Genomic DNA, 22,715 nt, shown 5'->3' on the forward strand with positions numbered 1-22,715 from the left:
ACAACACTTAAGGACCTAAAGGCCCATAATTCCGTTGTTTGTGGGGTAACGGGTTTCGGCAGATATTAAACAATTTGTCCCAATAAAACAATGGGAAATTGTTATTTTTTTGGCCATGCGTAATATTTTCTTCGGCCATAAGGCACTGAAAATACGTTTTTTATTAGAATTGGCCAATTGTGATGTGAAAACGGCCAAAAGAGTCGCCCCCGATGCGATCTAATTTCACTCCGTAGTCAAAATCTAGAGAGCCAATTGGTGTAAAAAACTTGAAGCTCATACCAACAGATTTCAGTAAGTCAAAATTATCAATTTTATCAACAAATACTCGCCCTGCATCAAAAAATACAGCAATAGCAGAATAGTCACCAATATAATATCTTGGCTCCAGTCTGAAGTTTACAAAATATGCCTCACCTCTAACTGTTGTGTCATTAATATAACTACCGTCATTAAGTCTTCCACTCTCTAGATCGCTATACCCACGCAAATAATCACGTCCAATTAAACGAAATACCTTTAATGGAGGAATATAGCCTGTAGTCATTGGTTTTCCATCTGAATCAATAATTACATTACCGCTACTATCTTTAACGATGTCACTAGAAAAGTTATGTTCATATCCAAGTGCTATTGAAGTCGCTAAAGTAATATCACCCATAGGAATATAGTTAAAATTTCTAACAACTGCCTTATGGTAATCAATCGTTAAATCTTCACTTTCTTGAGAACCTAAATAAGGATTAGCAAATTCCCAAGAAAAGTTAAACCATGAGCCCTTTTTTGGAAGTGTTTTATTGTCTCTAAAATCTAAAGTCAGCTCAGGTCTAATTGCACCAATAATATACTTATCTTCATCAATAGCATCCGTTGCATCAAATTGCCTGATATTATCAAATTCATATGTAAGACTCATCGATAAGACATCAGAGAATGTCTTTATAAGTTGAGGTGAAAAACTAATAATATCAGCGTCAAAGTCAGAATATCTTTTCCTTTCATATCGTGCAGTGGCCTTAAAAGTTACCTTCGAATTAAATAGATCGTAAAATAAATAAGGCTCTACATATTGAAACTGTACTAGCCCTTCTAAAAGCTTTCTAGAATCCTGTTTTCTACGGTCATCAAGATATGAAAAGTCAGTTCTCCAGTTGGTCTGCGCCTTGAAGATAAAAGAACGGTTCATTCCATTAAAGTTGTTATACGAAATAGTTGAAGAAAACTTTAGACCAAGATCAGTACGAAAACCTGGGGCAATTTCAGCAAGCCCAAAATCCTTTTCAGTAACTTTGATAACAAAGTTCAAATACTTTTCAGTAGGAGAAATTTCCTCTCCAACAAATGAAGAGATATTTACGTTCGAAAATAAGCCTAACTCTCTTAATCGTGCAATAAAATCATTCATCGCCTTTGGTGTAACGAGATCACCACGAACAAGAGGAAGCTCTCGTCTAATTACGACGTCCTTAGTTGCTGAATTACCTGTTACAATGACATTCCCTAAGTAAGTTTTTACACCTAGGCCAAACTTGAGATTAAGTTCAATTTCATTAGTTGCTGAGTTAACATTTACAATTTTCTTAGGTCGCTTTTCACTATAAGAACTAAAATAATAACCTCTTGTCTTTAGAGAGATTAGCGCATTTTTCAAATCTTCATCTATATGTACAACGTTGAATGGCTTACCTATTTTATTTTTTAAAACATCTTCTATAAAATATTTAGCCTCTTCATCCTCAATGCCCTCGATATTTATCTTACTTAAAATATACTGTGCACCTTCCGAGATTGAAAAAGATACTACTGCAGCATCGCCACCATCTATAAAGTCAACTTTAGGTTTTTCTATATTTACAAAAATATATCCATCTTTAACGTATAACTCTTTTATTTTTTCAGAAGCATTTTCTAGTCCTCTTTCATGAAGATAGTCTGCTTTGAGTAAGTCAGAGTCTGTTTTGTAATAAATATTTCTTAGTCGTTTATTGTCTTTATAGTGATTTCCGTTAAAGTTTACTTGTGAAACTGTAACCTTTCGACCTTCATTAATCGTGAAGTATAGATTTAAAATATTATTTCCATTTAAATCAAATCCCTTCGCTTCCGTAAGTTTAGACTTTGCATAATAGTAACCATTTTCACGATAGAAATTTACAATATGTCGATTGAGAGAAATATCATCAAATCTTCCCTTATTATTTTGTATATACTTCTTAACATGAGAAAGTAGATCATTATGATTGAGTCGGTAATTATTATGAAAATTAACACCAAATCTAGAACCAAGTTCGATATTAAAAATTAACTCATAATTCCCATTGTTCAAAACTTTAAGTTCTTCTTTTACACGCGATAACCAAAAGCCATCCCTAATAAGCTGGGTACGATACTCCTGCAGCATTTTTTTATAATTAGTAAAATCTAGAGAAGTACCTCTTATACGATGCCAGAACTTTTCTGACTCTTTAAGCTTCACGCCAAATAAACCATTAAGCCTAATTTCTTCTAATCTTCTAATTTCATTCTTCAAAAGATTTAAAGTAAGCTTCACCCCTTCTTGATTTAACTCTTTAGTAATGGTGCCTACTTTAGAACCTTTTTTAAAGTATTCCTTACCGATTGCCTTAAGTCCCTCTTGTGCAGTTGTCTCATCATAATAGTCACCCTCTTTCAAATTAAAATCATTTTTTATACGACGATTAAGAACAGAGTCTGTTCCCTTAACATATACTGATAAAATTCGAGGCTTAGTCTCTACAACAATATTAAGTCGCCCTTTTTTAACTTCATAAAAGAATGTTTTATAGTATGGCTTTGCTAGTTCAAATTGAATCACTCTATTTAACTCCTCACGAGTTAAATCTTTGCCTTCATACTTTTTGAAGCTTTCGATAATATATAAACACTCCTCACGTCCAGTACAATCAATATCAACATTTTTGATATTAATTGATTCGGCTCCAAAAACTGGAGTGATTAGAAGAAAGAATGTGGCTATCAATCTTAGAATGACCATTTGTATTTTATATCGGCTCCTACAGAGCCATCTGTCCCTTCTTTATTGTTTGTATCATCTTCACTTTCAAAAATTCCTTCAATCGAAAGTTTGTCACTTATGCTGTAATCAACATTAATTGACTGCTTATTACTTTCACTATCAAAGGTATTGGAAAACTTTAAATTAATATTGTCATTCACTTTTTTCGTTATCTGTAGTTTAGTAGCAGTTTTAACTGATTGCTCAGATTTTGTAGCTTCTTCAATAGGACTATCCGAACTTTCAGTAAATTCAGGTAATACACTCAATTTCAACCCGAGTGCAGCATCTAAACCTTCGTTGATATTAAGTTGATCAACTAAAAAGGTTCCAATCCCAATTGTTGTTAAGTTTGTTCTTTGACTATCTTCTAAGTTCTGTGAGAAGTCTGAAGTTACACCTAAAGTTAATAATGAGAAGATATTATCTCTTGAAAGAGAAGGGGTTGATTCTAGATTAATAGAGATATCATCTACTGAACCAGTTATTCCCATTTCAATGTCATACTGACCAATTGTTGAATTCGCTAAAAGGTTTAATGTAATTGGATCCATATTCTCTTCTTTAGTAAAGTACACAACTCCTTCAGAAAGAATAAAATCATTCCCTCTAAATTTAAACTTACTAAGACCTGGAACAATGATAAGTTGACCTTGCATAGCCGGGTTTGTGAACTGGCCATCAATATGTAAGTCTCCCGCAATTAGTAAATCAGCTAAGCGATTTCTTAAACGGACAGTTTCCTTTACACTTAAATCAATATCGAGATTAATAAGATCTGGAATTCCTCTTTGATTTTGAGTGATATACTTACTTAAACTTTTATTGAATTCAGAGGAAGATTTAAAATCATTAAATTCGTTTTCAATAAGTCCACCATTAACAAATACACTTCCTTTAATTAAATAAGGAAAACCTCTTCCACTCAGAGTTAAGTTTCCATCTGTATTAACGATAGATCGAGATTCAACTTGATAACCTACATTTGTATAATTTGAAGTTATATATACTTCAGGAAACGGAAAATTAGCCTTAATGTAACCAGAAAGATTAAAATCTCCTGAACCAATTTCGCCACTTAAATTATTTATTAGGATTTTTTGATCACGGTATGCACCAACTCCATTAGCATTTGATATTTCTAACGGAACACTTTTAAGCTTTAATCCAAAATTAGAAGTGCTAAGAGAATGTGATAGGTCATATTTTTTTCGATTACCAACAATAATCCCCTTTCCTTTGATTGATCCTAAAATCCTTTCAATCTCACTAGTAAGTAATGTTAGATAACTTAGATTAATATCTAACTCTTGAACTAATTGAAAGTTAGTATCGACATTACCACTTCCTGACAATTGATAGTATCCTCCGGATCCACTGAGAGAGAGACCTAATTGTTTAATTTCAGATTGTTCTATCTCTATTGAAGTTGGCCTTCTTAAAGTTAAGGATCTTCCATAATTACTTATATGAAACTGAGTTAAATTCATGATAGAGCTGACGGGTTTATCAGGATTGAAGTCATAAGACAGTTGACCGCTCATTTGTACAAAACCATTAAGCTCGTTGTTAAAAGAATTGTGCTCAGAAATAAATGCAAGAGATGGTTTAATATCAGGCATATCAACTGCATAATTCAAAATAACTTTAGGTTGTGATTTACTAAAATCTAGCTCACCATCAATATGTATTCCTTGATTAAGAATATTAGTATTAAAATTAATGATCTTATCAATGAATTCAAATTCTAACTCAGAAGCTCCAATTTCTTGGTTTCCGATCTTGGTTTCCGTTAAATATGCGTTACCTTTTCCTTTTAAAACACCATTTCTTTTTGCATCAATACTTGCAGAGAAATAACCATTATACCCAAGGCCAAGATCACGATATCGATATAAATCCCCTAATTTAATTGGAGTCGTAATGAATGAAATTTTTTCGAATCCATTTTTGAAATTATAAACAAAGTCAGCGGATGCACTAGAACGATTCTTCTTTATTATTGCATCTTTTACTTCGACTTCCCTATTCGAGACAATTAGTTCTAAAGATATATTATCAATAGGCTCTTTATAGGCACTTACTTTATCTGAATCTATTTTCAAATTAGTTACTAAATTTGAAAAATTTCCAGATAGATTTACATCAGCATTAAAAACACCTTCAAGTGGTGTGGTATATACCTTAACATCTTCCCATATAGGTTTAATATTTCTATGTAGAAGACTTAGGTCAACACTCTTCATTTTAATATTTAAATCGACATTTTCTTTTTCTAAATTTACGACACCATAAATATTAGACTGTCCATTTGTTGTATTATTTAAACTATCAACATAAATGATATTTTCGTTAATTGAATACTTAAGATTTGCTTTGGATTTCTTCTCAAGCAAGAAACCAAAAACATCAACATACTCAACATCTGATGAGTTCACATCAATTACAACATTATCAGTTCCCTTTATTGTAATATCAAAGTCGCCATGTCCTTTTGCAACCCCAGCAATTTCACCACCAAGATCTGATATCGAGAAGTTCTTTGCTTTAATATCAAAGTCAACAAGATTACCTATTACTGAACCTTTCCCCATTAACAATGAATTATTAGTTTTAGCATTAACACTTATATTAAAATCACTTCCTGCTACTATATTTAAGTTCTCTAGGCTAATGTTAGAAAAATTTATAATGTTATCAGTACTTGGTTTTAAAGCTAAGTTAGTGATTGAGATAGGACTATTCTTAAAGGTATCGACTAAGACTTCACCAGAATTATTCATTCTCAATAAAACCTTTCCATTAGCTCGCCCCTTTAAAAGGACAAAATCCTCGCCTAGAAAATATAAAATATCATTAAGATGAAGATTAGTTGTTTCAACAACGACATCATTATCTATAACTTTGTCAGAATTAAAATTTAACACTAATTCATCAGCTACTTTAACTTTTCCACTATTCACTTCACCAGTGAAATTTCTAATCGTTAACTTGTTATTATGAAAAGAGTGTTTCGTTTTAAAAGAATCAAGATTTACATAATCAGAATGTATATTACTACCATTAGTAAAACCACTAACGTATATATCCTTCTTATCAACAGCACCTGTGATAGTCGATTTCCCTTCTATTACGCCATCAATATTTATATTGTATTTTCTTTTTATGTCCTCAAAACTATCAAAGTTTATTTTGTAATCGATATCGGAATGAACTTTCTTACTGCTAAATTCATATTTTCCTGATCCGCTAATTTTAGAATCTTTAATGAATATATATCCATTTCTGACACGAATATTGTTTTCAACAATTTCAGCGTCAAGATAAAGATTATCGACTACAGCACCTTCCCACTTAACATTTTCAATATCAAGAAGGATGTCATAACTATACTCAAATGGACTAAGTGCTAGGTACTTGATCGGTATATTTAATTTATTTTCAGCAATATAAAAATCAGAGTTTTTAATTTCAATCTTGTTAATTTTAAAAGGTAATTGGTTAGTAACATTGGAAAGAGTATTAAAAATACTTACTTGAGAATTATCATCTTCACTCTTTTCTAATTTCTCTAGAACAACATAACCATCACTAAATTCAACAGAGTTAAATCTTATATTTGATGAGAAAAGACTTAAAAGAGAAAATGCTGCTGAAACATCCTTTACCTGTACTTCAAGTTCATCTCTTACTTTGAAATTAACATCCTCTAAAATAGTTCGAGGAGGGAAAAATCCACCCGAAACTCTAGTGAAAGAAAGAGACATATTTGAATCAATGATTACATTTTTATTAATATACTCTGTTAGTAATGTTGATACATATTTTGACTGTATAAAACGCCAGGCTCCTACCGTGAGAAGTCCAAAGACAAGAGTAAATATAATCAGAAATTTATTTACAAATCTCATCTCTTTAACATTACCTCAACATTCCTATAGCCTGGACTTAAACGATTAACAATAACTGCCATAAAGAAAGCTCGTTCATTATTTCCAAGTCGCTTATAAGCTGCAGCCATTTCAAATAGAGTATTTACATATTCAGTTTTAGACTCACAGCCATCAATTAGTTTTTCTCTTAATTCTACTAACGATAGCAACTCATCTTTCCTATTTGGAGGTAGATACAACGCCTCAACATAATCCCTGTTAAATACGTGCTCTTTCGTATTCTTAGTATGCTCTTCTATACCTGTATAATCTTTCAAATAATGATTAATCGCTCTAATCAAATCATTATCGTCTGAACGTTTAACATAGTTGTATAAAACATCTTGAAATTCTTCAGACTCAAAAAATAGAGGAATGATCTTGAATAGGGATTCAATAAACATCAAAGGATCTATTAAGTTAATATCATTCACTAACCTTTTTCTAATGGCCGATATTTGAAAATATATTTCAGGGTTTTTAACAGCAGTAATTGTTGTGATGATATTAGAGATATCTTCCTTTAACTCTTGGCCACTTATTAATTTAATGTACGATAATAAATCATTTGAATATGTAATATCAAAGTGCGTGAATATTTTTGTTAATTCATTTAAGCGATTAATTTTTTTTCTTTTTATCAAGTAAGTAGTGAGGTTACTAATTTCTAAAAATAATTTTTGAACTTTTCCAGTGGAGTGAAAAAATAAAATTTTTGAGAGTGAGTCTAGATAAAAAACATCAATTGAAGATTGCTCTTCATTATCAATACGATTTGATTCTAAAAAAATAATAAGCTCTTGAGTATTACTCATTACTTTTTCAAATTCATATTTTGTCATTTCGGTTGTGTTATTTGACACATTTCCTCTGGTATATAAATACAACTAACTATCTAAAATTATTATATCAAATAATTATTTTAATTAATGTTAAGCGTACTTTTTACCACAGAAAGACATGGATTAGAGATAAGAAAAAGGCCCTTTAAAAGGGCCTTTATATTTAAGAAATTATTTGTTTACACGCTCGACGTAATCACCAGTTCTTGTATCAATTTTTAGGATTTCCCCTTCTTTGATAAATAGTGGAACGTTAACTTGAAGACCTGTTTCCATAATTGCCTTCTTTAATCCACCTTGAGCTGTATCACCCTTAAGACCTGGGTCTGTTTCAGTTACTGATAACTCAACAAAGTTAGGAAGTTCAATCGAAATTGGTTTACCTTTATAATATAATAGTCCTACTTTAATACCTTCTTGTAGGTAGTTAGCAGCATCATCAATGTATTCAGTTGCAACGTGAATTGTTTCAAAAGACGATTGGTCCATGAAGTTAAACCCATCAGGATCATTGTATAAATACTCTACTTCTTTTTCTTCTAGATCTGGCTTAAGAGCACCAGTTGCTACACCAGACTTGAAAGTTCTTTCAATAACTGCACCTGTTTCTAGGTTTTTGATTCTTAACTTATAAAAAGCTGAACCTTTACCTGGGTTAGTGAAGTCACATTTAATACAAACATATGGTTTGCCATCGATTTCTAGTTTTAAACCTTTCCTAAAGTCGTTTGTCGATATTTCCATAAAAACCCTTTAAATTAATTGCGATAATATTGCTAGGAAGTAACCTTTTTCTTTTAAACCTTCTATCACAGCTGTTGAAGATTTTGCAGTAATTTTATTCTTTCTAAACTCCTCTCTTAGGTTTGTGTTTGAAAGATGTACTTCAATTACTGGGCATTTCATCACGCGCAAGGCGTCTAAAATAGCAATACTAGTATGAGAGAAAGCTGCTGGGTTGATAATCAGCGCTTTAATATCACTTTCTGACGCAGCATGTATTTTTTCAATGATCTCTTGCTCACCATTAGATTGGAACCATTCAACATCAACTTTATGCCCGAACTGCCCGAGTTTTTCATTGGTGTATTTTTCAATGGCATCAAGATCAAGTGTGCCATAGATAGATGGTTCTCTTTTTCCTAATAAATTTAAATTAGGACCATTAATGACTAAGAATTTATCCATTTAAAACTTCGCTGCTTCTTTTCTTTAAGTATGATTCGAATAGCTCAAAGGCCATTGTCAGTTTTTCCAGTTCTACTTTTGGTTTTTGCTCTAATTTCTTAGCTGTCGATTCAAAAGCGGCCATTAAGTCTTCACGGCCCTTACTCTCACTGATCTCGTCTTGTCCCTCAAGCTCAAGTAGTCTATCTTGGATACGTTGATCTTCAGGATTTTCAGCTAGCGCACTGTTAAGAACTTCTATCGCCTTTTGTTTTGCGCCTTGTTTTAGATAAAGGTCAACTAGAGTATGGCTAAAGATTTGTCCTGGTTCACTCTTAGGTTTATCTTCAACGACTGGCTCTTCTTTAACTTGTGGAACTAAACTTAAGGTACTCCAACTTTCTATTTCATCATCTAAATTCGATATATCAAAAGTTTTTTGAGTTAGATCTTCATTTTCAATACTGTCAAAATTATCATATTTTACAATAAACTCAGTTGCTTCAGTATCCTTAGGTGAAATAAAAAGAACTCTTTTATATGTATTTAGGGCCTCAAGGATCAAATTCTGTTTAAAACAAGAATGAGCAAAAAGTTTAAGAAACTTAATATTATCGCCATTAATAGAAAGTTGTGGCTTTAATACAGTGTAAGCTTCTTCAATCTCTTCCCTCTCTAATAATAGCTGGCCATAAACAATAATAGCAGCAGAGAAGCTAGGATGATGAATTAGTCCTCTTTTAAGTAAAGCTAATGCTTCATCATTCATTCCAACTTTTCTGTATATTTCGGCCAAAGGAGCAAAGACCTTCGATCGAGGGTCTTTCTCCAATTGACTTTTATATTTCGTGATTAGATTATTATAATTTTTCATCTACAAGCTACTTGTTAAACCTGCACGTTCTTGATTAATAACTCTCGGTGTAATGAAAATAACAAGTTCTGTTTTACTTACCTGTGGATTATACGGAGTTCTAAATAGCCAACCGACAATAGGTACATCCTTTAAATAAGGAACACCAGAATGCGATTCAATTTTAGAATAACTATAAAGTCCACCTAGAACAATTGTTGATCCATTTTCAACAAGTACATTTGTCTTTACCTGTCTTTTAGTTTTATCAGGTGGTGCTCCCGCTGCTGGTGCAGTACCAAATTGCTCTTTAGATAGTTCGACAATTAAATCAATTGCCCCATCATTAGCAACCTGAGGAGTAACGGCCAAACTTAGCTCGGCAGTTGTCTCTTTGAATGTAATTGTAATATCTTCACCAGTCCCTTCTCTTTCTTCAAAAGAAGTTGTGTCTGTCGAAATAATTTCTGCTTTTACGTTATGTTTAGTTACAACTCGAGGAGAAGCAATGATCTTACCTTTTGATTCACTTTCTAAAAGTTGTAACTGAAAATTTAAATCAAATAAGCGTCCAAATCTTGAGATTGTAACACCAAGTAAGTTCCTTGTGTTCTCACCAGTTGTTGGAGCACTTGAAAAGCTTAGCCCTGGACCAGAAATACTAGTCGAACTGGCCGAACCTGTTAAATCTGTAGAAGTTGGTATTTGTCCAATTGGGTCATATCCAAAATTGAGTCCATTCTGCAGACCAATTTGTTTTTGATAACCTTCGTTAACTTCAACAATTTTTGATTCAATAAGAACCTGTGGAGTTTGACGATCTAGAATATCAACGATCTTTGCAATTTTTTCTGTCGTCTCAAGAGTATCATTAATGATTAAATTATTAGTTCTTTCATCAGCAATTAAAGAACCTCTTGCAGGAGTAACATAGTCCTTTAAAAGAGTCGTTAAGTCTTTAGCTTTAGAATAAGAGATAGGAAGAACTTTAGTTACGAGAGGTTCTGCTACTTCTTTAATTTGCGTAGCTTCTCTTTCTTTTCTTTTCTCTTCTGTTGCTTGAGCAAGTGTCTTAATCGTTAGAATTGCACCATTTTTTTCTGCTACTAACTTATTAATAGATAAAACTGTATCGAGTGCCTGATCCCATGGAACATTTACTAAGTTAAGTGATAATGGTTTTAACTCAGCAACATCATTTGTCATAATAACGTTGAAACCTGAGGCATCCGCAATAAGATCAAGAATGTCATTGATCTTCATATCCTTAACATTCAAGGAAATCTTATTACCAACATACTTTTTTTGCCCTGAAAGAGTTAAGTTTTCTAAGATATCTTCCATGCTTTTAGATTTTGGCTTTAGAAGTCTTTGACTCTTCTTTTCTTCAGCTGTTGTTAAAGCACCTTCTTCCTCTTTAGAACTAGCAAATGCTCCGTAACGATTTTCAAAAATGATACTTGCAAGGTTTCCTGAAGTTTGAAGTTTAGAGCGAACATTATCTCTTAATTGTACGACGACTCTAATATCTTGAGACTTCCCTGGAGCCTTAAAAGCAGAAACAAATACTACCGAACCTGAAAATTCAGAAGTATCAAAAGCTCTAAGAACTCTTTGAGTGGATACTGTATTTTCAATATCAATAATGACTTGTTTGTCTTTAACGACTTGGAACTTTTTAATTTTGAAATCGTTCTTATCAAAATTGAAATTCAAATAACTTAAATCGTCTTTCTGTTGAAAATCAATTTTTGTTAAATTTGCTGATAGTGCAAGAAATGAGTATAGAATTGATACTGCAATAACTATTTTTTTCATTTTTACTCTTCCTAAGTAAAATTATTATATTTTTATGATATCACAAATTGAATTTTATAAAAGTATTATGAACTACTCTGATAAAGGAAGTATTGTTTCCAAGTACTCTTCTTCATCGTATACATTAATAATTTTCTCAACTAATACTACTCCACCAGGTAGAATTGCTTTAACCTCAACTTGATCTGGGCCGATTTTCATACCTTCTTTTATGATTACAGCTTGAGATAATCCTTCTTCTTCAACTTGTTTTATAATCGCTCGTGGATCTTTACCTAAAAAGATACCTGTAACTCTTAATCGATCAATACGAAGATGATCTGTCGTAAGCTTATTAGAGAAACCAGTAAACTTTTCTCTTCTCGCTTTTTTGTTTCCCATTTTTTTCTTATATTTAACTTTAAACGGGTCTCTAATATTTCTTCCGGAACCTAGTTCAACAGGCGCTTGTCCTATTGCTAAGAAACAAAATAAGCATGCTAATATTAATTTGCTCTGATTTTTCAATTCTTATTCCTAGTTCTTTTCTTTCTCGCAGGTTTTTTAGATTGTTCTTGTTTAAGTTTCTGCTCAATTTCTTCAATACCACGCTTTTCTCTATGGTTTTGATTATAAATATAACTCTCAATCGTAGCGTATAGATTAATTATTTCGTAACGAGACTTATTTGTTTTTGTAATTTTACTTAAATTAATATCTCTAACATTTAAAATTCTTTCTTGTTTAGAAATGTTTTCTAGTAAAAGTAAGAATTGTAGATATGTCCCTTTCCCTGAAAATGTATAATATTTCGTAATATAGAATCCATTTTCTTCTTGTCCGCTTGGATTAATTTGTACATCTTTGATCTTTAAGCTTTCTCCGAGCTTTTTGATTAAGTTAATACTTTCATTATCACTAATATCTTTAGGTAGACGTCTTTGTGTCTCTTCAAGTTTTTGAGCAACTATTTCAATCTCTTCTTTCTTTTGCTCAACGTCTCTTTCGTAATCCTTAAGTTTTTTTAATTCTTTTTTCTTCTTACTAATTCTGCCGTTTACAATATTAACTTCTTCTTGAAGACTTGCTCTTTCAATTTCAACTTCGTTGTACGCTTCATAAGCCTGGAATGCGCCCCAAACGATTAAGATTAAATATAGCTTATTAATTAGAGATAGCATTACTCAAGATCTCCATATGATTGGATTTTCCCTTCAATTGAAAAACTTTGTAATGTAACACTTTCACCGTAAAGCTGATCTGAAGTTTCTTTAAGTTCTTTCATACCAAATGTTTCAGAAGAGTAGCCATTTCTTGGTATGAAATACTCAAGTTCTTTAACGTTGTTAATAAAGTCCCCGACCGATGAAAAAGATATTGATTCCCCATCAATCTTGATAACTTTTTTGTCGTCAATTGTTAGAGAGTTAAACCAAATATCATCATTCAATGATCCAGAAAGTCCTCTTAGTACTTTATATGGGTTAGATTTATTAGACATAACTTGCGCTACAAGTGCTTCTCTACTTTTTAACTCTTCAATTCTTTTTGTAAAAGCATCCATAACTTCAGTTAAAGAACCAAATGAATCAACTTCTTTTTTTAGTCTGTTAAAGACTGCCTTTTGCTGAACAATCTCATCACGTACATCTTGATTTTTATTTTTAAAACCTGGAATTAGAACAGATGTAAGTCCGTAATAAACAGCATAACCAATAAGAAGCGATTTCTTATTTACCTTATTAAAATCAACACCAAGAATTACTGGTAGCTCTAAAGGTTTCTTTTTTTCTAATAAGTTTATTTCTATCATTTTGGAAACTCCCTAAGGGCCAATCCAAATGAAACAACACCTTCGTGGGCCATATCATTTAATTCATCATCATCGAAATCATTTTCATTAAATTCGATTTCATTAAATGGATTCAATACATTAACATCAACACCAAAAGATGATCGGATTTCCTCAAGTAAATTAGGTAATCGCACTGAACCGCCAGTTACTGTAATATTCTTTAAAGAATCATCAGAAGTTGCATTAATATAAAAGTCATGAGCTTTTTTTAGTTCGTTAACAAGAGTTCCATTAATCTCATTAATAATCATTAACACATCATCAGGAACACCTTCACCAGATGACATCTTCTTTAAGTCTTCCGCTTCTTGAAATGTTACCCCTAATTGTCTCTGAATCTCTTCTGTAATACTCGCGCCACCAATAATGATTTCTTTAACAAAGACTGGAATACCTTTTTTAAGGACGATAAAAACAGTTGCCTGAGAACCAATATCAATTAGCAATGTCGATGGAATTAGAATTTTATTTATATCTGTACTTGAAGTATTTTCAAATATTTCATCTTCTGACTCATCATCAATATCTGATGATAAATCCTCTTCAGAAGCTAGCTCGTAGATATTAGTAATCGCAATAGAGCACAAATCAACGACTTTTACGATCTTACCTAAGGATTCAATTATTGTTTTGAATGATTCAAGGACATCTTTCTTTACCGCACAAACAATAACATCAAGACCACCACCCATGTTTTCACCGATGACATACCAATCGATATTACAGTCCTCAACCGGAAATGGGAGGTATTGCTCTGCTTCCCAAATTACTTGATCTTCAAGTTCTTCATCATCTCCACCGGCCAATTGTAATTTTTTAATTACTGTATTAGGCCCAGATAGACCAAGGCAAATATAGGGCTCTGTGACTTTCGCTTCTTTAAAAGCTTCTTTTAAAGCTTCTTTTAGAGCTTCTTCATCTTGAATTTCATCTTCTATGATTGCAGCTTCCGGAAGTGGAACAGATGCATACTTAACTAATTTATAAGTATCATTCTTGGTAACTATTTTAGAGACTTTTACTGAGCTTTGACCAATGTCAACACCAATAAGTTCTTTAGGAACTAAACCTAAAGCTTCCCTAATTTTAAATATAACATCCTGTATATCAATATTCTTCTTCATCCGTGACCTATCAAAGTATTATTTTATTATACTCTGCACAGTCCAGTCATTTCAAGAAGTTATTTAAAACAACAATGCGCCCAGCATCATTTTAAAGGTACTTGGAAAGTAGATTTGAATAACGGCCACAATAATAATAAATGGCCCAAATGCTATTGCCTGGTCTCTTTTAATAACTTTGAAAAGTAATAAAGGCATCATTAGCAAACTTCCTAGTATACATGAAAAGAGCATATTATGAATAATTCCTAATGGACCAAGATAAATTCCGAGAACACCAAACAGCTTTATATCACCTCCACCCAGGCCGATGACACCTTTAATTTTATAAAATAGGTAAGTAATTAAGTAAGGTACTAAAAATCCAATTAATCCACCTAGAACCCAGTGCTTCCAATTATAAAAAAATACGACATGGATAAAAAAGATTATTCCCAAATATACATTAATTACATCTGGTAATATTTGATGACGTACATCAATGACAAAATGAACAAGGAGGCAACAAGCAACAGTAAAAAAGAATAAATAAGAAGTTAATCCATGAAGACTTATTTCGCCTCCAAATAGAAATAACGATATAGTTGCCGTAAGTAACTCGATAACTGGATATTGAAAACTAATATTCGTCTTACAGTTAGCACACTTCCCTCTTAAGCCAATGAAGCTTAAAATTGGAATATTGTGAAACCACTTAAGTTGAAAGCCACATTTTGGACAACGTGACCGATCGATAAAAAACTTTTCATTAGTAGGTAGTCTCAAAATGAGAACATTTAGAAAACTTCCTATCATTGCTCCAAAGATAAACGCATATATTTTAAATAGTAATATCATTAGCTAAGCTCTTTATTTTTGAATACGTATGCATTTATAAAAGAAAGCACTAAAATATAAGCAAGCCCATATAAATAACTATTCATGATATTTTGATTTGACACAAGATTTGAATTAAATACGAATGGCTTATAATTTAATAAGTTTAAATCTGGGAGTACTGCTTTATATATTCGCAGTATTAGTTCAAGTCCTTCTCTATCCTTTACAAAAGATAAACTTGAAATATGAGTTATTGCATGTCCAACAAAATAAATAACGACAGTATTGATAACACTTAGTGCACGTGAAGTTATTAAACTAAAGAAAAGCACAATCAAGAAAAGTAAAGTTGACTCTAATATTCCTAGGAATAGTGAATTAATTATAACTCCATCAAGAGCACCACCACGTAATAAGTAAACTATTAACGAAGTTCCAAATATTACAAATGAGCTTAAAACAAGAATAGACGAGACTCCTAAGATTTTACCAAGTAAAAACTTAACTCTCGAAATAGGTCGAGACAAGGTTATATATATAGTTCGCGATTCAATTTCATCTGACAAAACATTTACACCAACAAAAATTGCAAGAATATTTGCTGCCAATGAAGCTCCCCCTAAACCAAAGTCTATTGAAATTCTTAAAACGTTTCCATAAGAGAATTCTGAAGTTATATAACTTAAAGTTAAGATAAAAAGAGCAATCCAAAAAGTAAGATAGAGCACTCTACTCTTAACAATATCTTTAAATGTAAACTTTGCGATTGTTAATATATTCTTCATTTGTTTAACCGATACACTATTTCTTCTAACGACGAGCTTTCTCTATTTAGTTTTAAAACATTTGATCCAGCTTCAATTAATTCTAAGATTTTTTGATCTTTCAGATCTTCATCTACCACTAATTCATGATCCTTATCTCCATCATTGTACTTAATGATAAATTTATTACTTGTATTTTGTGATACTAATTCTTTAATCGGCCCGTTATAAATGATCTTGCCACTCTCTAGAACAACAACATCGTGGCAAACTTCTTCGACATCATTCACAATATGTGAAGAAAAGAATACACCAACACCCTCTTCATTAACCTCTTTAATAACGTCTTTAAATTCTTTACGTCCGATTGGATCTAAGCCTGAAAGTGGCTCATCTAATATAATAAGTCTTGGATTATGTAAAAGTACTGAGACAAAACCTAGTCGTTGTAACATCCCTTTAGAATAGCCTTTAATCTTCCTGTCTAAAGCGAATTTAATCTCTAACTTAGTCGCCCATTTTTCAATATTTTTCTCAATCTCTTCGTTCTCAATTTCTTGTAGTTCTCCACAATAGGTTAAGAACTCATAACCTGTTAAATTCTGATAATAGTATGGTCGCTCTGGCATATAACCAATTAACTTTCTTACCTCATCTTCAGTCCAATCAATATTCAAGATTTTAACCGAACCAGAGTTCGGCTTAATGAATCCAAGAATAATTTTGATTAGAGTTGTTTTTCCTGCACCATTAGCACCAAGAAAACCAACGATTCGTCCAGCATTCAGTTCAAAAGTTACATCTTGTAATGCTAAAAAATCTTTATTCCAAAAATCTTTCTTAAATGATTTTGATATATTTTCACAAATTAACATAGAAGCCTTTTTATTTTTTTTAATATTAGTATAATCAGATATGCTCATGAAGAAAACACAACTTACAAATAAATTGATTCCTTTGATCCTATTCATACTTTTAATAGGAATTAACTATAATCTCTCATTTAAAAAACCAGTTAATCCTGAGTTATTTACTACTTTAAATAGTGATTTTATAAAAATTGTTTCATTTGGAAACTACCGTTTTATTTCAAGCTACTATTGGACAAAAACGCTTCTTGACGCAGATATTGAACACGTAAAGAATCAAGAGAAGTCATGGCTATATTATAGGTTTAAACTAATTGCTGATTTAGATAGAGAGTTTTACGAAAATTATCTTCATGGTGGTATCTACTTATCAATCATTAAAGATGATATTTTGGGAGCGGAGATAATATTCAATAGAGGTTTAGAGGTTTTTCCTAACGATTACAGACTTATGTACAATGCCGCCTTTAACTATCACTTTCAACTCAAAGATTACGACAATTCCCTATTAATGTATCAAAAGATTCAAAAGACACCTTATGCTCTAAACTTTGTAATTCTCCCAAGATTAATTGAAGAGGCTAAGAATAAACGTAAGTCTAAACAGTCTCACCTCCAACTCCTTCAATTACAATTGAATAGAACTAAAGATATAAAAGAACGAGAAGTTTTAATTAAGAAAATAGAAGAAATAAAAAAGGCCTCAAATCAATGAGGCCTTCTATTTTCAAGATTATTAAATTAAAGATTAGTAACCTTTATTAATCTCTCTAAGTACTTTGTCTTGGTCAATTGCCCATTTACTAGCTTTAGCAGTTGTAATGTTATCTGTATCAATATAGCCGATTGCTCCAGCTACAAAGTAACCACCTTGAGCATCAACACCTGGAGCAGTTTGTGAACCATTCCCCATGTTTGAAACAGCGATCGTAGAAATGTTAGCAACAGTTGTTCTCTGTCCACCAACCTTCTTAAATGCAGGTGCCCCAAATTCGATATTCTGACAAGTTCCGCCGTTATCTCTAACAATTTGGTTTGGTGTCGAGTTAGCAGCACTAAATCCGATTGAATAATAGTTACTTCCACTAGTTGGAGTAGATGAATCCCATGCACCATTTGGAGATACATAACCAGCATCACCTAAACATGTACCGAAGGCATCATAATCAGTTTGGATAGCTGTCATCGCTGAGTAAATTGAAGCTAGCTGAAGTTTCGCTTCAGAAGTTTTCGTTTTCGCTTGATACTTTTTAAAGTTTGGAATTGCTACCGCAGATAGAATCCCGATGATGGCAACAACGACCATCAACTCAACTAGGGTAAACCCTTTTGAGTTTTTCAACTCGTTCGTAAATTTCATGTCTTTTCTCCTCGTTAATCTAATTTAGATAGATTAATTTAAATAACTTTAAGAACTTAGCTAAAATTAAGATTTAACCAGCCCTATAACTACTTTACGGCATATTTAAGTTAAAAATTAAATCCCAATAATATCAATGCCTTATCTTAAAACAATAAATAATTTTAACTACTTTTTTGCCTCTAATCTTTGTCAATTTAAGTATTTATGCCCCCGCTGACATGAACATTGGTAAGTAAATTGCTATAAGAACACCACCAATAATTCCACCAAGAACGACAAGAACTAAAGGTTCTAGCATTTTTGTTGCTGCAGTAATTGCATCATTAACTTCATCTTCAAAAACAACAGAGATCTTTGCCAGCATTTGATCAATTGCCCCTGTTGACTCACCAACCTTAATCATCTGAGCAACCATTTCTGGAAAGTAGTCAATCTTAGTTAATGGTTCAGTAAGAGTTTTACCTTCAATAACTTTCTTTCTTACTTCTTTGATATCACCAGAGATAACACTATTATCAATTGTTTCAACACAAATTTCTAAGGCATCGATGAGTGCTACACCTGAACCAAGCAGTGTTGAAAGAGTTCTTGAAAACTGAGCTAAACTCCCCTTAATAATAACAATACCAAAGCCTGGTACACTCATTGAAAACTTATCAAATACAATTTTTCCTTGAGGTGTTTTTATGAAGTAAGTTAGAAAAATTAATAAAGCTATTCCACCTAGGATCATCTTGCCAGAGTATTCACCAAAAAATTCTGAAGTATCAATTACAAATTGAGTAATCCAAGGGAGCTCTTGTCCAGTGTCCGCAAGCATTCCAGTAAACTGAGGCACAACATAAGTAATTAGTCCCCAAACTACTAAAGCACCAATACCTGAAACAATTAATGGATAACTCATAGCTGATTTAATTTGTTTTTTAATCTTCTCTTGCTTTTCTAAGTGCTCTGTTAGTTTAGAAAGAATCTCATCTAGAATCCCTCCAACCTCTCCGGCCTTAACAAGGTTACAGTAAAGGTTATCAAAGCCTTGTTGCTTACGCATACTTTCGGCTAGCGTATTACCTTCTGAAACATCAGTCGCAATATTTTTAACAGCATTCTTTAAAGAAGGATTTTTCTCTGATTTATAAATAATCTCAAGCGCCAAAATAATAGGTACACCTGCATTGATCATAATAGACAATTGCTTTGTAAAGTTCATAAGCTCGGCTGCACCGAAAGCAGAACCAATACCTTTTTCAATTAACCATGTGTTAATATCAAATTCTAAGATCGAAGGTGGAATAATTTTACGTACACGATTTCCTTGGGCGCGAAGTCTTTTCTTAGCGTCCTTCTCATCATTGGCCTGTATTTGACCGTTGGTCTTCTTTCCGTTTTTATCTAGTCCTTCCCATTTATAAATTGGCATATCTTACTCTATCTCTCCTTAAGACCTAGTTGCGGCCCAAGTTCTTCCGGATTCGTTGAATACGACATTGCTGTCTCTGCATCAATTGCCCCTGAATCAACATGTTTTTTAATTGACTGATTCATTGTCGTCATACCAGTCTTATCTTGACCAATCTGCATCTGAGAATAAATTTGATGCATCTTATCTTCACGAATTAGATTTCTAATTGCCGGTGTAGGTCTTAGAATTTCTAAACAAGCGACACGTCCTGGTTCATATGTCTTAGGTAAAAGCTGTTGTGAAACAACACCTTGTAAAACAAATGAAAGTAGCGTTCTAACTTGATCCTGTTGATCTGAAGGGAATACGTTAACGAGACGGTTAATTGTTTGCACACATGAGTTAGTGTGTAGTGTTCCAAAAACCAAGTGTCCTGTTTCCGCAATCGTTAGAGCGGCTTCAATTGTCTCAACGTCTCTCATCTCCCCGACAAGAACAATATCCGGATCTTGTCTTAAGAGACCTTTTAAAGCATTTTCAAATGAATGAGTATCTCGTCCAATTTCACGTTGGTTTACAATACTCGTTTTGTGAGGATGGACGAATTCAACAGGATCTTCCAGTGTCACAATATGCGCAGGCTCCATTTCATTTAATCGATTTATAAGAGCTGCAAGAGTCGTCGACTTACCAGAACCAGTAGGCCCAGTAACTAGAAATAAACCATTTGAAACATCAGTCATTTCCATTAAAACATTTGGTAAGTTAAGTGCTTTAAAGTCAGGAACAGCACTTGGAATCAAACGAAATACTGCCGCAACTCCACCTTTAGAATAAAAAATATTTGCTCTAAAACGTGCAAGGCCTTTTATCCCAAATGCAAGATCTAGCTCTAAATTCTTTTCAAACTCATTTCTCTGTTCTTCAGAAAGAATTTGATAGATAAGTGACTTACTTGAGGATGCATCAAGGGCCGGTAGTTTAACTCTTACAATATCCCCGTTGACTCTCATTGCAGGAGCTGTACCAGGAGTTAAGTGTAAATCGGATCCACCATTATCAACCATCAGCTTAAATAACTGTTGAATCTTCAAAGACTCCGCACTCGTGATAGCACCTGTTTTTGTTTCGGTTTTAGTTTTTGTTTGCGTATTATCGCTACTCATCTATATCACCCATTTATATTTTTATAATTTATCAACACTTGAGTTTTTAATTGCTTCCGCTAGAGTTGTGACACCCTCTGCAACCTTGGTTAATGCAGACATTCTTAGAGTTTTCATACCGTCAGCGATAGCCTGTTTTTTCAAATCATCAGAAGAACAATGCTTTAAAACGAGGTCCCTTGCAGCAGGAGTCATTTCTAGAACTTCATAGATTGCGACACGGCCCTTATATCCAGACCCATCACAAAACTCACAACCTGTACCATGATAGACTTTTAAGTTCTTTGCAGAATTAGGAGTAACTCCACATGCAACAATCTGATCAACAGTTACGCTTTCATCTATAGTCTTACAATTTTCACAAATCTTTCTACATAACCTTTGTGCAACAACAACATTCAACGCACCAGTTACAAGAAATGGTTCAATTCCCATATTTAACAATCGAGTTACCGTTGAAGGCGCATCATTGGTGTGAAGCGTAGAAAGAACCATGTGGCCAGTAAGAGCGGCCTCAATAGCAATCTCTCCAACTTCTTGATCTCTAATCTCCCCAACCATGATGATATCAGGGTCTTGTCTAAGAAAGGCCTTAAGGGCCCTTGCAAAGTCTAAACCAATATCTTTTCTAACGTTAACCTGATTGATACCTTCCAAGTTGAATTCACAAGGATCTTCTGCAGTGGAAATATTTTTTTCTATATTATTAAGTTCTGATAGTGCTGAATAAAGAGTCGTCGTTTTTCCAGACCCTGTTGGTCCAGTTACAAGACACATTCCATATGGCTGCTTAATCCCTTCTAAGAAAACTTCTAGCTGTTTCTTTTCAAAACCTAACTTAGTCATATCAAGCTGTAGATTTGATTGATCTAGCAGTCGCATTACAACCTTTTCTCCAAACAATGTTGGAAGTGTTGAAACACGGTAGTCAATTGGATTACCATCAATTTCAAGCTTAATACGCCCATCTTGTGGGATTCTTCTTTCAGAAATATCTAACTGTGAAAGAATTTTCATTCTAGAGACAAGTGGTAAAAGCATCGATTTTGGAGGTGCTGCATATTCATGTAAGGATCCATCTAAACGAAACCTAATTCTAAAATTATTTTCATAAGGTTCAACATGAATATCTGAAACCTTTTTAATATACGCTTCAGCGAGTACCTTATTTACGTAAGAAATAATATCTTCTCCGATATCTTCTTCTTTAACATTATCGTCACCAGTAGCTTGATCAGTTCTAACTTCTCTAACCGTCTCAAGTATTTCATCAATAGAGGCTTGAATATTTTGATATAAAGTTTTCCAAGCTGATAATGAAGTAAGAACAAACTCAACGTTTGATTGAATTTCTTTTTGAATCTCTGCTCTAATTTCCACAAGAGAGGGATCAAAGATTGCTAAAGATAAAGTACCGGACTGTCTTTTTAAAGGTACGATTCGAAATTTTGTTGCGACACCTTTTTTTACCAACTGAAGTGTAGAGCCAGGAACACGAGTTTCAGAGAGATCAACATATGTAAGCCCACTTAACTCTGCAATTGCTTTTGCAAATTTAATATCATCGAAGAAATTAAACTTTAACAAATCGAGTTCTGAAACAACACCTGGGTTTTTATTTGCGGCCAAAGGCACCAAATCTTTTCTTGGTACCATACCCGTTTTTGAAATGACTTCTAGAAATTCTTTTCTTATCACCTTACGTTATCCTAAGATTAGTTTCTTTAA

At 32.9% G+C, this 22,715-nt stretch carries 19 protein-coding genes; 1 reads left to right on the forward strand and 18 read right to left on the reverse strand.

Annotation, left to right across the window (positions count from 1 at the left end):
• Window positions 1-163: 163 nt before the first annotated feature.
• From ACMAWV_RS00415 to ACMAWV_RS00480, 14 genes are all read right to left on the reverse strand, one after another.
• Window positions 164-3,016 carry an outer membrane protein assembly factor gene (locus tag ACMAWV_RS00415; protein ID WP_412470426.1) on the reverse strand — a complete coding sequence of 951 codons (2,853 nt, stop codon included), beginning with the start codon at window positions 3,014-3,016 and terminating at the stop codon, window positions 164-166.
• Window positions 3,004-6,948, reverse strand: a complete 3,945-nt coding sequence (locus tag ACMAWV_RS00420) for a translocation/assembly module TamB domain-containing protein (protein WP_412470427.1) — start codon at window positions 6,946-6,948, stop codon at window positions 3,004-3,006. Before ACMAWV_RS00420 ends, ACMAWV_RS00415 begins: the two co-directional genes overlap by 13 nt.
• Entirely contained in the window at window positions 6,945-7,832 is an 888-nt protein-coding gene (locus ACMAWV_RS00425; protein ID WP_412470428.1) for a hypothetical protein, read from the reverse strand. The genes ACMAWV_RS00420 and ACMAWV_RS00425 overlap by 4 nt, the downstream gene beginning before the upstream one ends.
• A gap of 150 nt (window positions 7,833-7,982) precedes the next feature.
• Window positions 7,983-8,555 (reverse strand): elongation factor P, encoded by a 573-nt coding sequence (gene efp / locus ACMAWV_RS00430; RefSeq protein WP_103218459.1) that lies wholly within the window; start codon window positions 8,553-8,555, stop codon window positions 7,983-7,985.
• A 9-nt stretch (window positions 8,556-8,564) separates the two neighbouring features.
• Window positions 8,565-8,999, reverse strand: coding sequence for a type II 3-dehydroquinate dehydratase (locus tag ACMAWV_RS00435; protein ID WP_103218460.1), 435 nt, complete (start codon window positions 8,997-8,999; stop codon window positions 8,565-8,567).
• The gene (locus tag ACMAWV_RS00440; protein ID WP_412475813.1) at window positions 8,992-9,852 is read right to left on the reverse strand and encodes a tetratricopeptide repeat protein; all 861 of its coding nucleotides are present in this window, start codon (window positions 9,850-9,852) and stop codon (window positions 8,992-8,994) included. The genes ACMAWV_RS00435 and ACMAWV_RS00440 overlap by 8 nt, the downstream gene beginning before the upstream one ends.
• Window positions 9,853-11,649 (reverse strand): type IV pilus secretin PilQ, encoded by a 1,797-nt coding sequence (pilQ, locus tag ACMAWV_RS00445; protein WP_103218462.1) that lies wholly within the window; start codon window positions 11,647-11,649, stop codon window positions 9,853-9,855.
• 72 nt (window positions 11,650-11,721) lie between these two features.
• Window positions 11,722-12,156, reverse strand: coding sequence for a hypothetical protein (locus tag ACMAWV_RS00450; RefSeq protein ID WP_103218463.1), 435 nt, complete (start codon window positions 12,154-12,156; stop codon window positions 11,722-11,724).
• Window positions 12,153-12,809 carry a type 4a pilus biogenesis protein PilO gene (gene pilO, locus ACMAWV_RS00455; RefSeq protein WP_103218464.1) on the reverse strand — a complete coding sequence of 219 codons (657 nt, stop codon included), beginning with the start codon at window positions 12,807-12,809 and terminating at the stop codon, window positions 12,153-12,155. The genes ACMAWV_RS00450 and pilO overlap by 4 nt, the downstream gene beginning before the upstream one ends.
• Window positions 12,809-13,441: a PilN domain-containing protein gene (locus ACMAWV_RS00460; RefSeq protein WP_103218465.1), complete on the reverse strand. Its 633-nt coding sequence runs from the start codon at window positions 13,439-13,441 to the stop codon at window positions 12,809-12,811. Before ACMAWV_RS00460 ends, pilO begins: the two co-directional genes overlap by 1 nt.
• Window positions 13,438-14,607, reverse strand: a complete 1,170-nt coding sequence (pilM, locus tag ACMAWV_RS00465; RefSeq protein ID WP_392993784.1) for a type IV pilus assembly protein PilM — start codon at window positions 14,605-14,607, stop codon at window positions 13,438-13,440. The genes ACMAWV_RS00460 and pilM overlap by 4 nt, the downstream gene beginning before the upstream one ends.
• Before the next feature lie 63 nt (window positions 14,608-14,670).
• Entirely contained in the window at window positions 14,671-15,444 is a 774-nt protein-coding gene (locus tag ACMAWV_RS00470; RefSeq protein WP_412470430.1) for a prepilin peptidase, read from the reverse strand.
• Window positions 15,444-16,211, reverse strand: coding sequence for an ABC transporter permease (locus ACMAWV_RS00475; RefSeq protein ID WP_412470431.1), 768 nt, complete (start codon window positions 16,209-16,211; stop codon window positions 15,444-15,446). The genes ACMAWV_RS00470 and ACMAWV_RS00475 overlap by 1 nt, the downstream gene beginning before the upstream one ends.
• A complete protein-coding gene (locus ACMAWV_RS00480; RefSeq protein WP_412470432.1) occupies window positions 16,208-17,065 on the reverse strand; it encodes an ABC transporter ATP-binding protein in 858 nt (285 codons plus the stop codon). The genes ACMAWV_RS00475 and ACMAWV_RS00480 overlap by 4 nt, the downstream gene beginning before the upstream one ends.
• Window positions 17,066-17,111: 46 nt before the next feature.
• On the opposite strand from ACMAWV_RS00480, the gene ACMAWV_RS00485 reads away from it, so the two are divergent.
• Window positions 17,112-17,774: a hypothetical protein gene (locus ACMAWV_RS00485; protein ID WP_412470433.1), complete on the forward strand. Its 663-nt coding sequence runs from the start codon at window positions 17,112-17,114 to the stop codon at window positions 17,772-17,774.
• Window positions 17,775-17,807: 33 nt separating this feature from the next.
• Here ACMAWV_RS00485 and ACMAWV_RS00490 read toward each other — a convergent pair whose 3' ends face one another.
• The 4 genes from ACMAWV_RS00490 to ACMAWV_RS00505 all read right to left on the reverse strand — a co-directional run bounded on the left by ACMAWV_RS00490 (window position 17,808) and on the right by ACMAWV_RS00505 (window position 22,685).
• Window positions 17,808-18,419 carry a type IV pilin protein gene (locus ACMAWV_RS00490; protein ID WP_412463554.1) on the reverse strand — a complete coding sequence of 204 codons (612 nt, stop codon included), beginning with the start codon at window positions 18,417-18,419 and terminating at the stop codon, window positions 17,808-17,810.
• A 205-nt stretch (window positions 18,420-18,624) separates the two neighbouring features.
• Window positions 18,625-19,839: a type II secretion system F family protein gene (locus tag ACMAWV_RS00495; RefSeq protein WP_103218472.1), complete on the reverse strand. Its 1,215-nt coding sequence runs from the start codon at window positions 19,837-19,839 to the stop codon at window positions 18,625-18,627.
• 8 nt (window positions 19,840-19,847) lie between these two features.
• Window positions 19,848-20,987: a type IV pilus twitching motility protein PilT gene (locus tag ACMAWV_RS00500; RefSeq protein ID WP_392993792.1), complete on the reverse strand. Its 1,140-nt coding sequence runs from the start codon at window positions 20,985-20,987 to the stop codon at window positions 19,848-19,850.
• A 21-nt stretch (window positions 20,988-21,008) separates the two neighbouring features.
• Window positions 21,009-22,685, reverse strand: coding sequence for a GspE/PulE family protein (locus tag ACMAWV_RS00505; RefSeq protein ID WP_199177555.1), 1,677 nt, complete (start codon window positions 22,683-22,685; stop codon window positions 21,009-21,011).
• Window positions 22,686-22,715 lie beyond the last annotated feature (30 nt).

This window comes from Halobacteriovorax sp. RT-1-1, from assembly GCF_047085455.1.
Taxonomy (GTDB): Bacteria; Bdellovibrionota; Bacteriovoracia; order Bacteriovoracales; family Bacteriovoracaceae; genus Halobacteriovorax_A.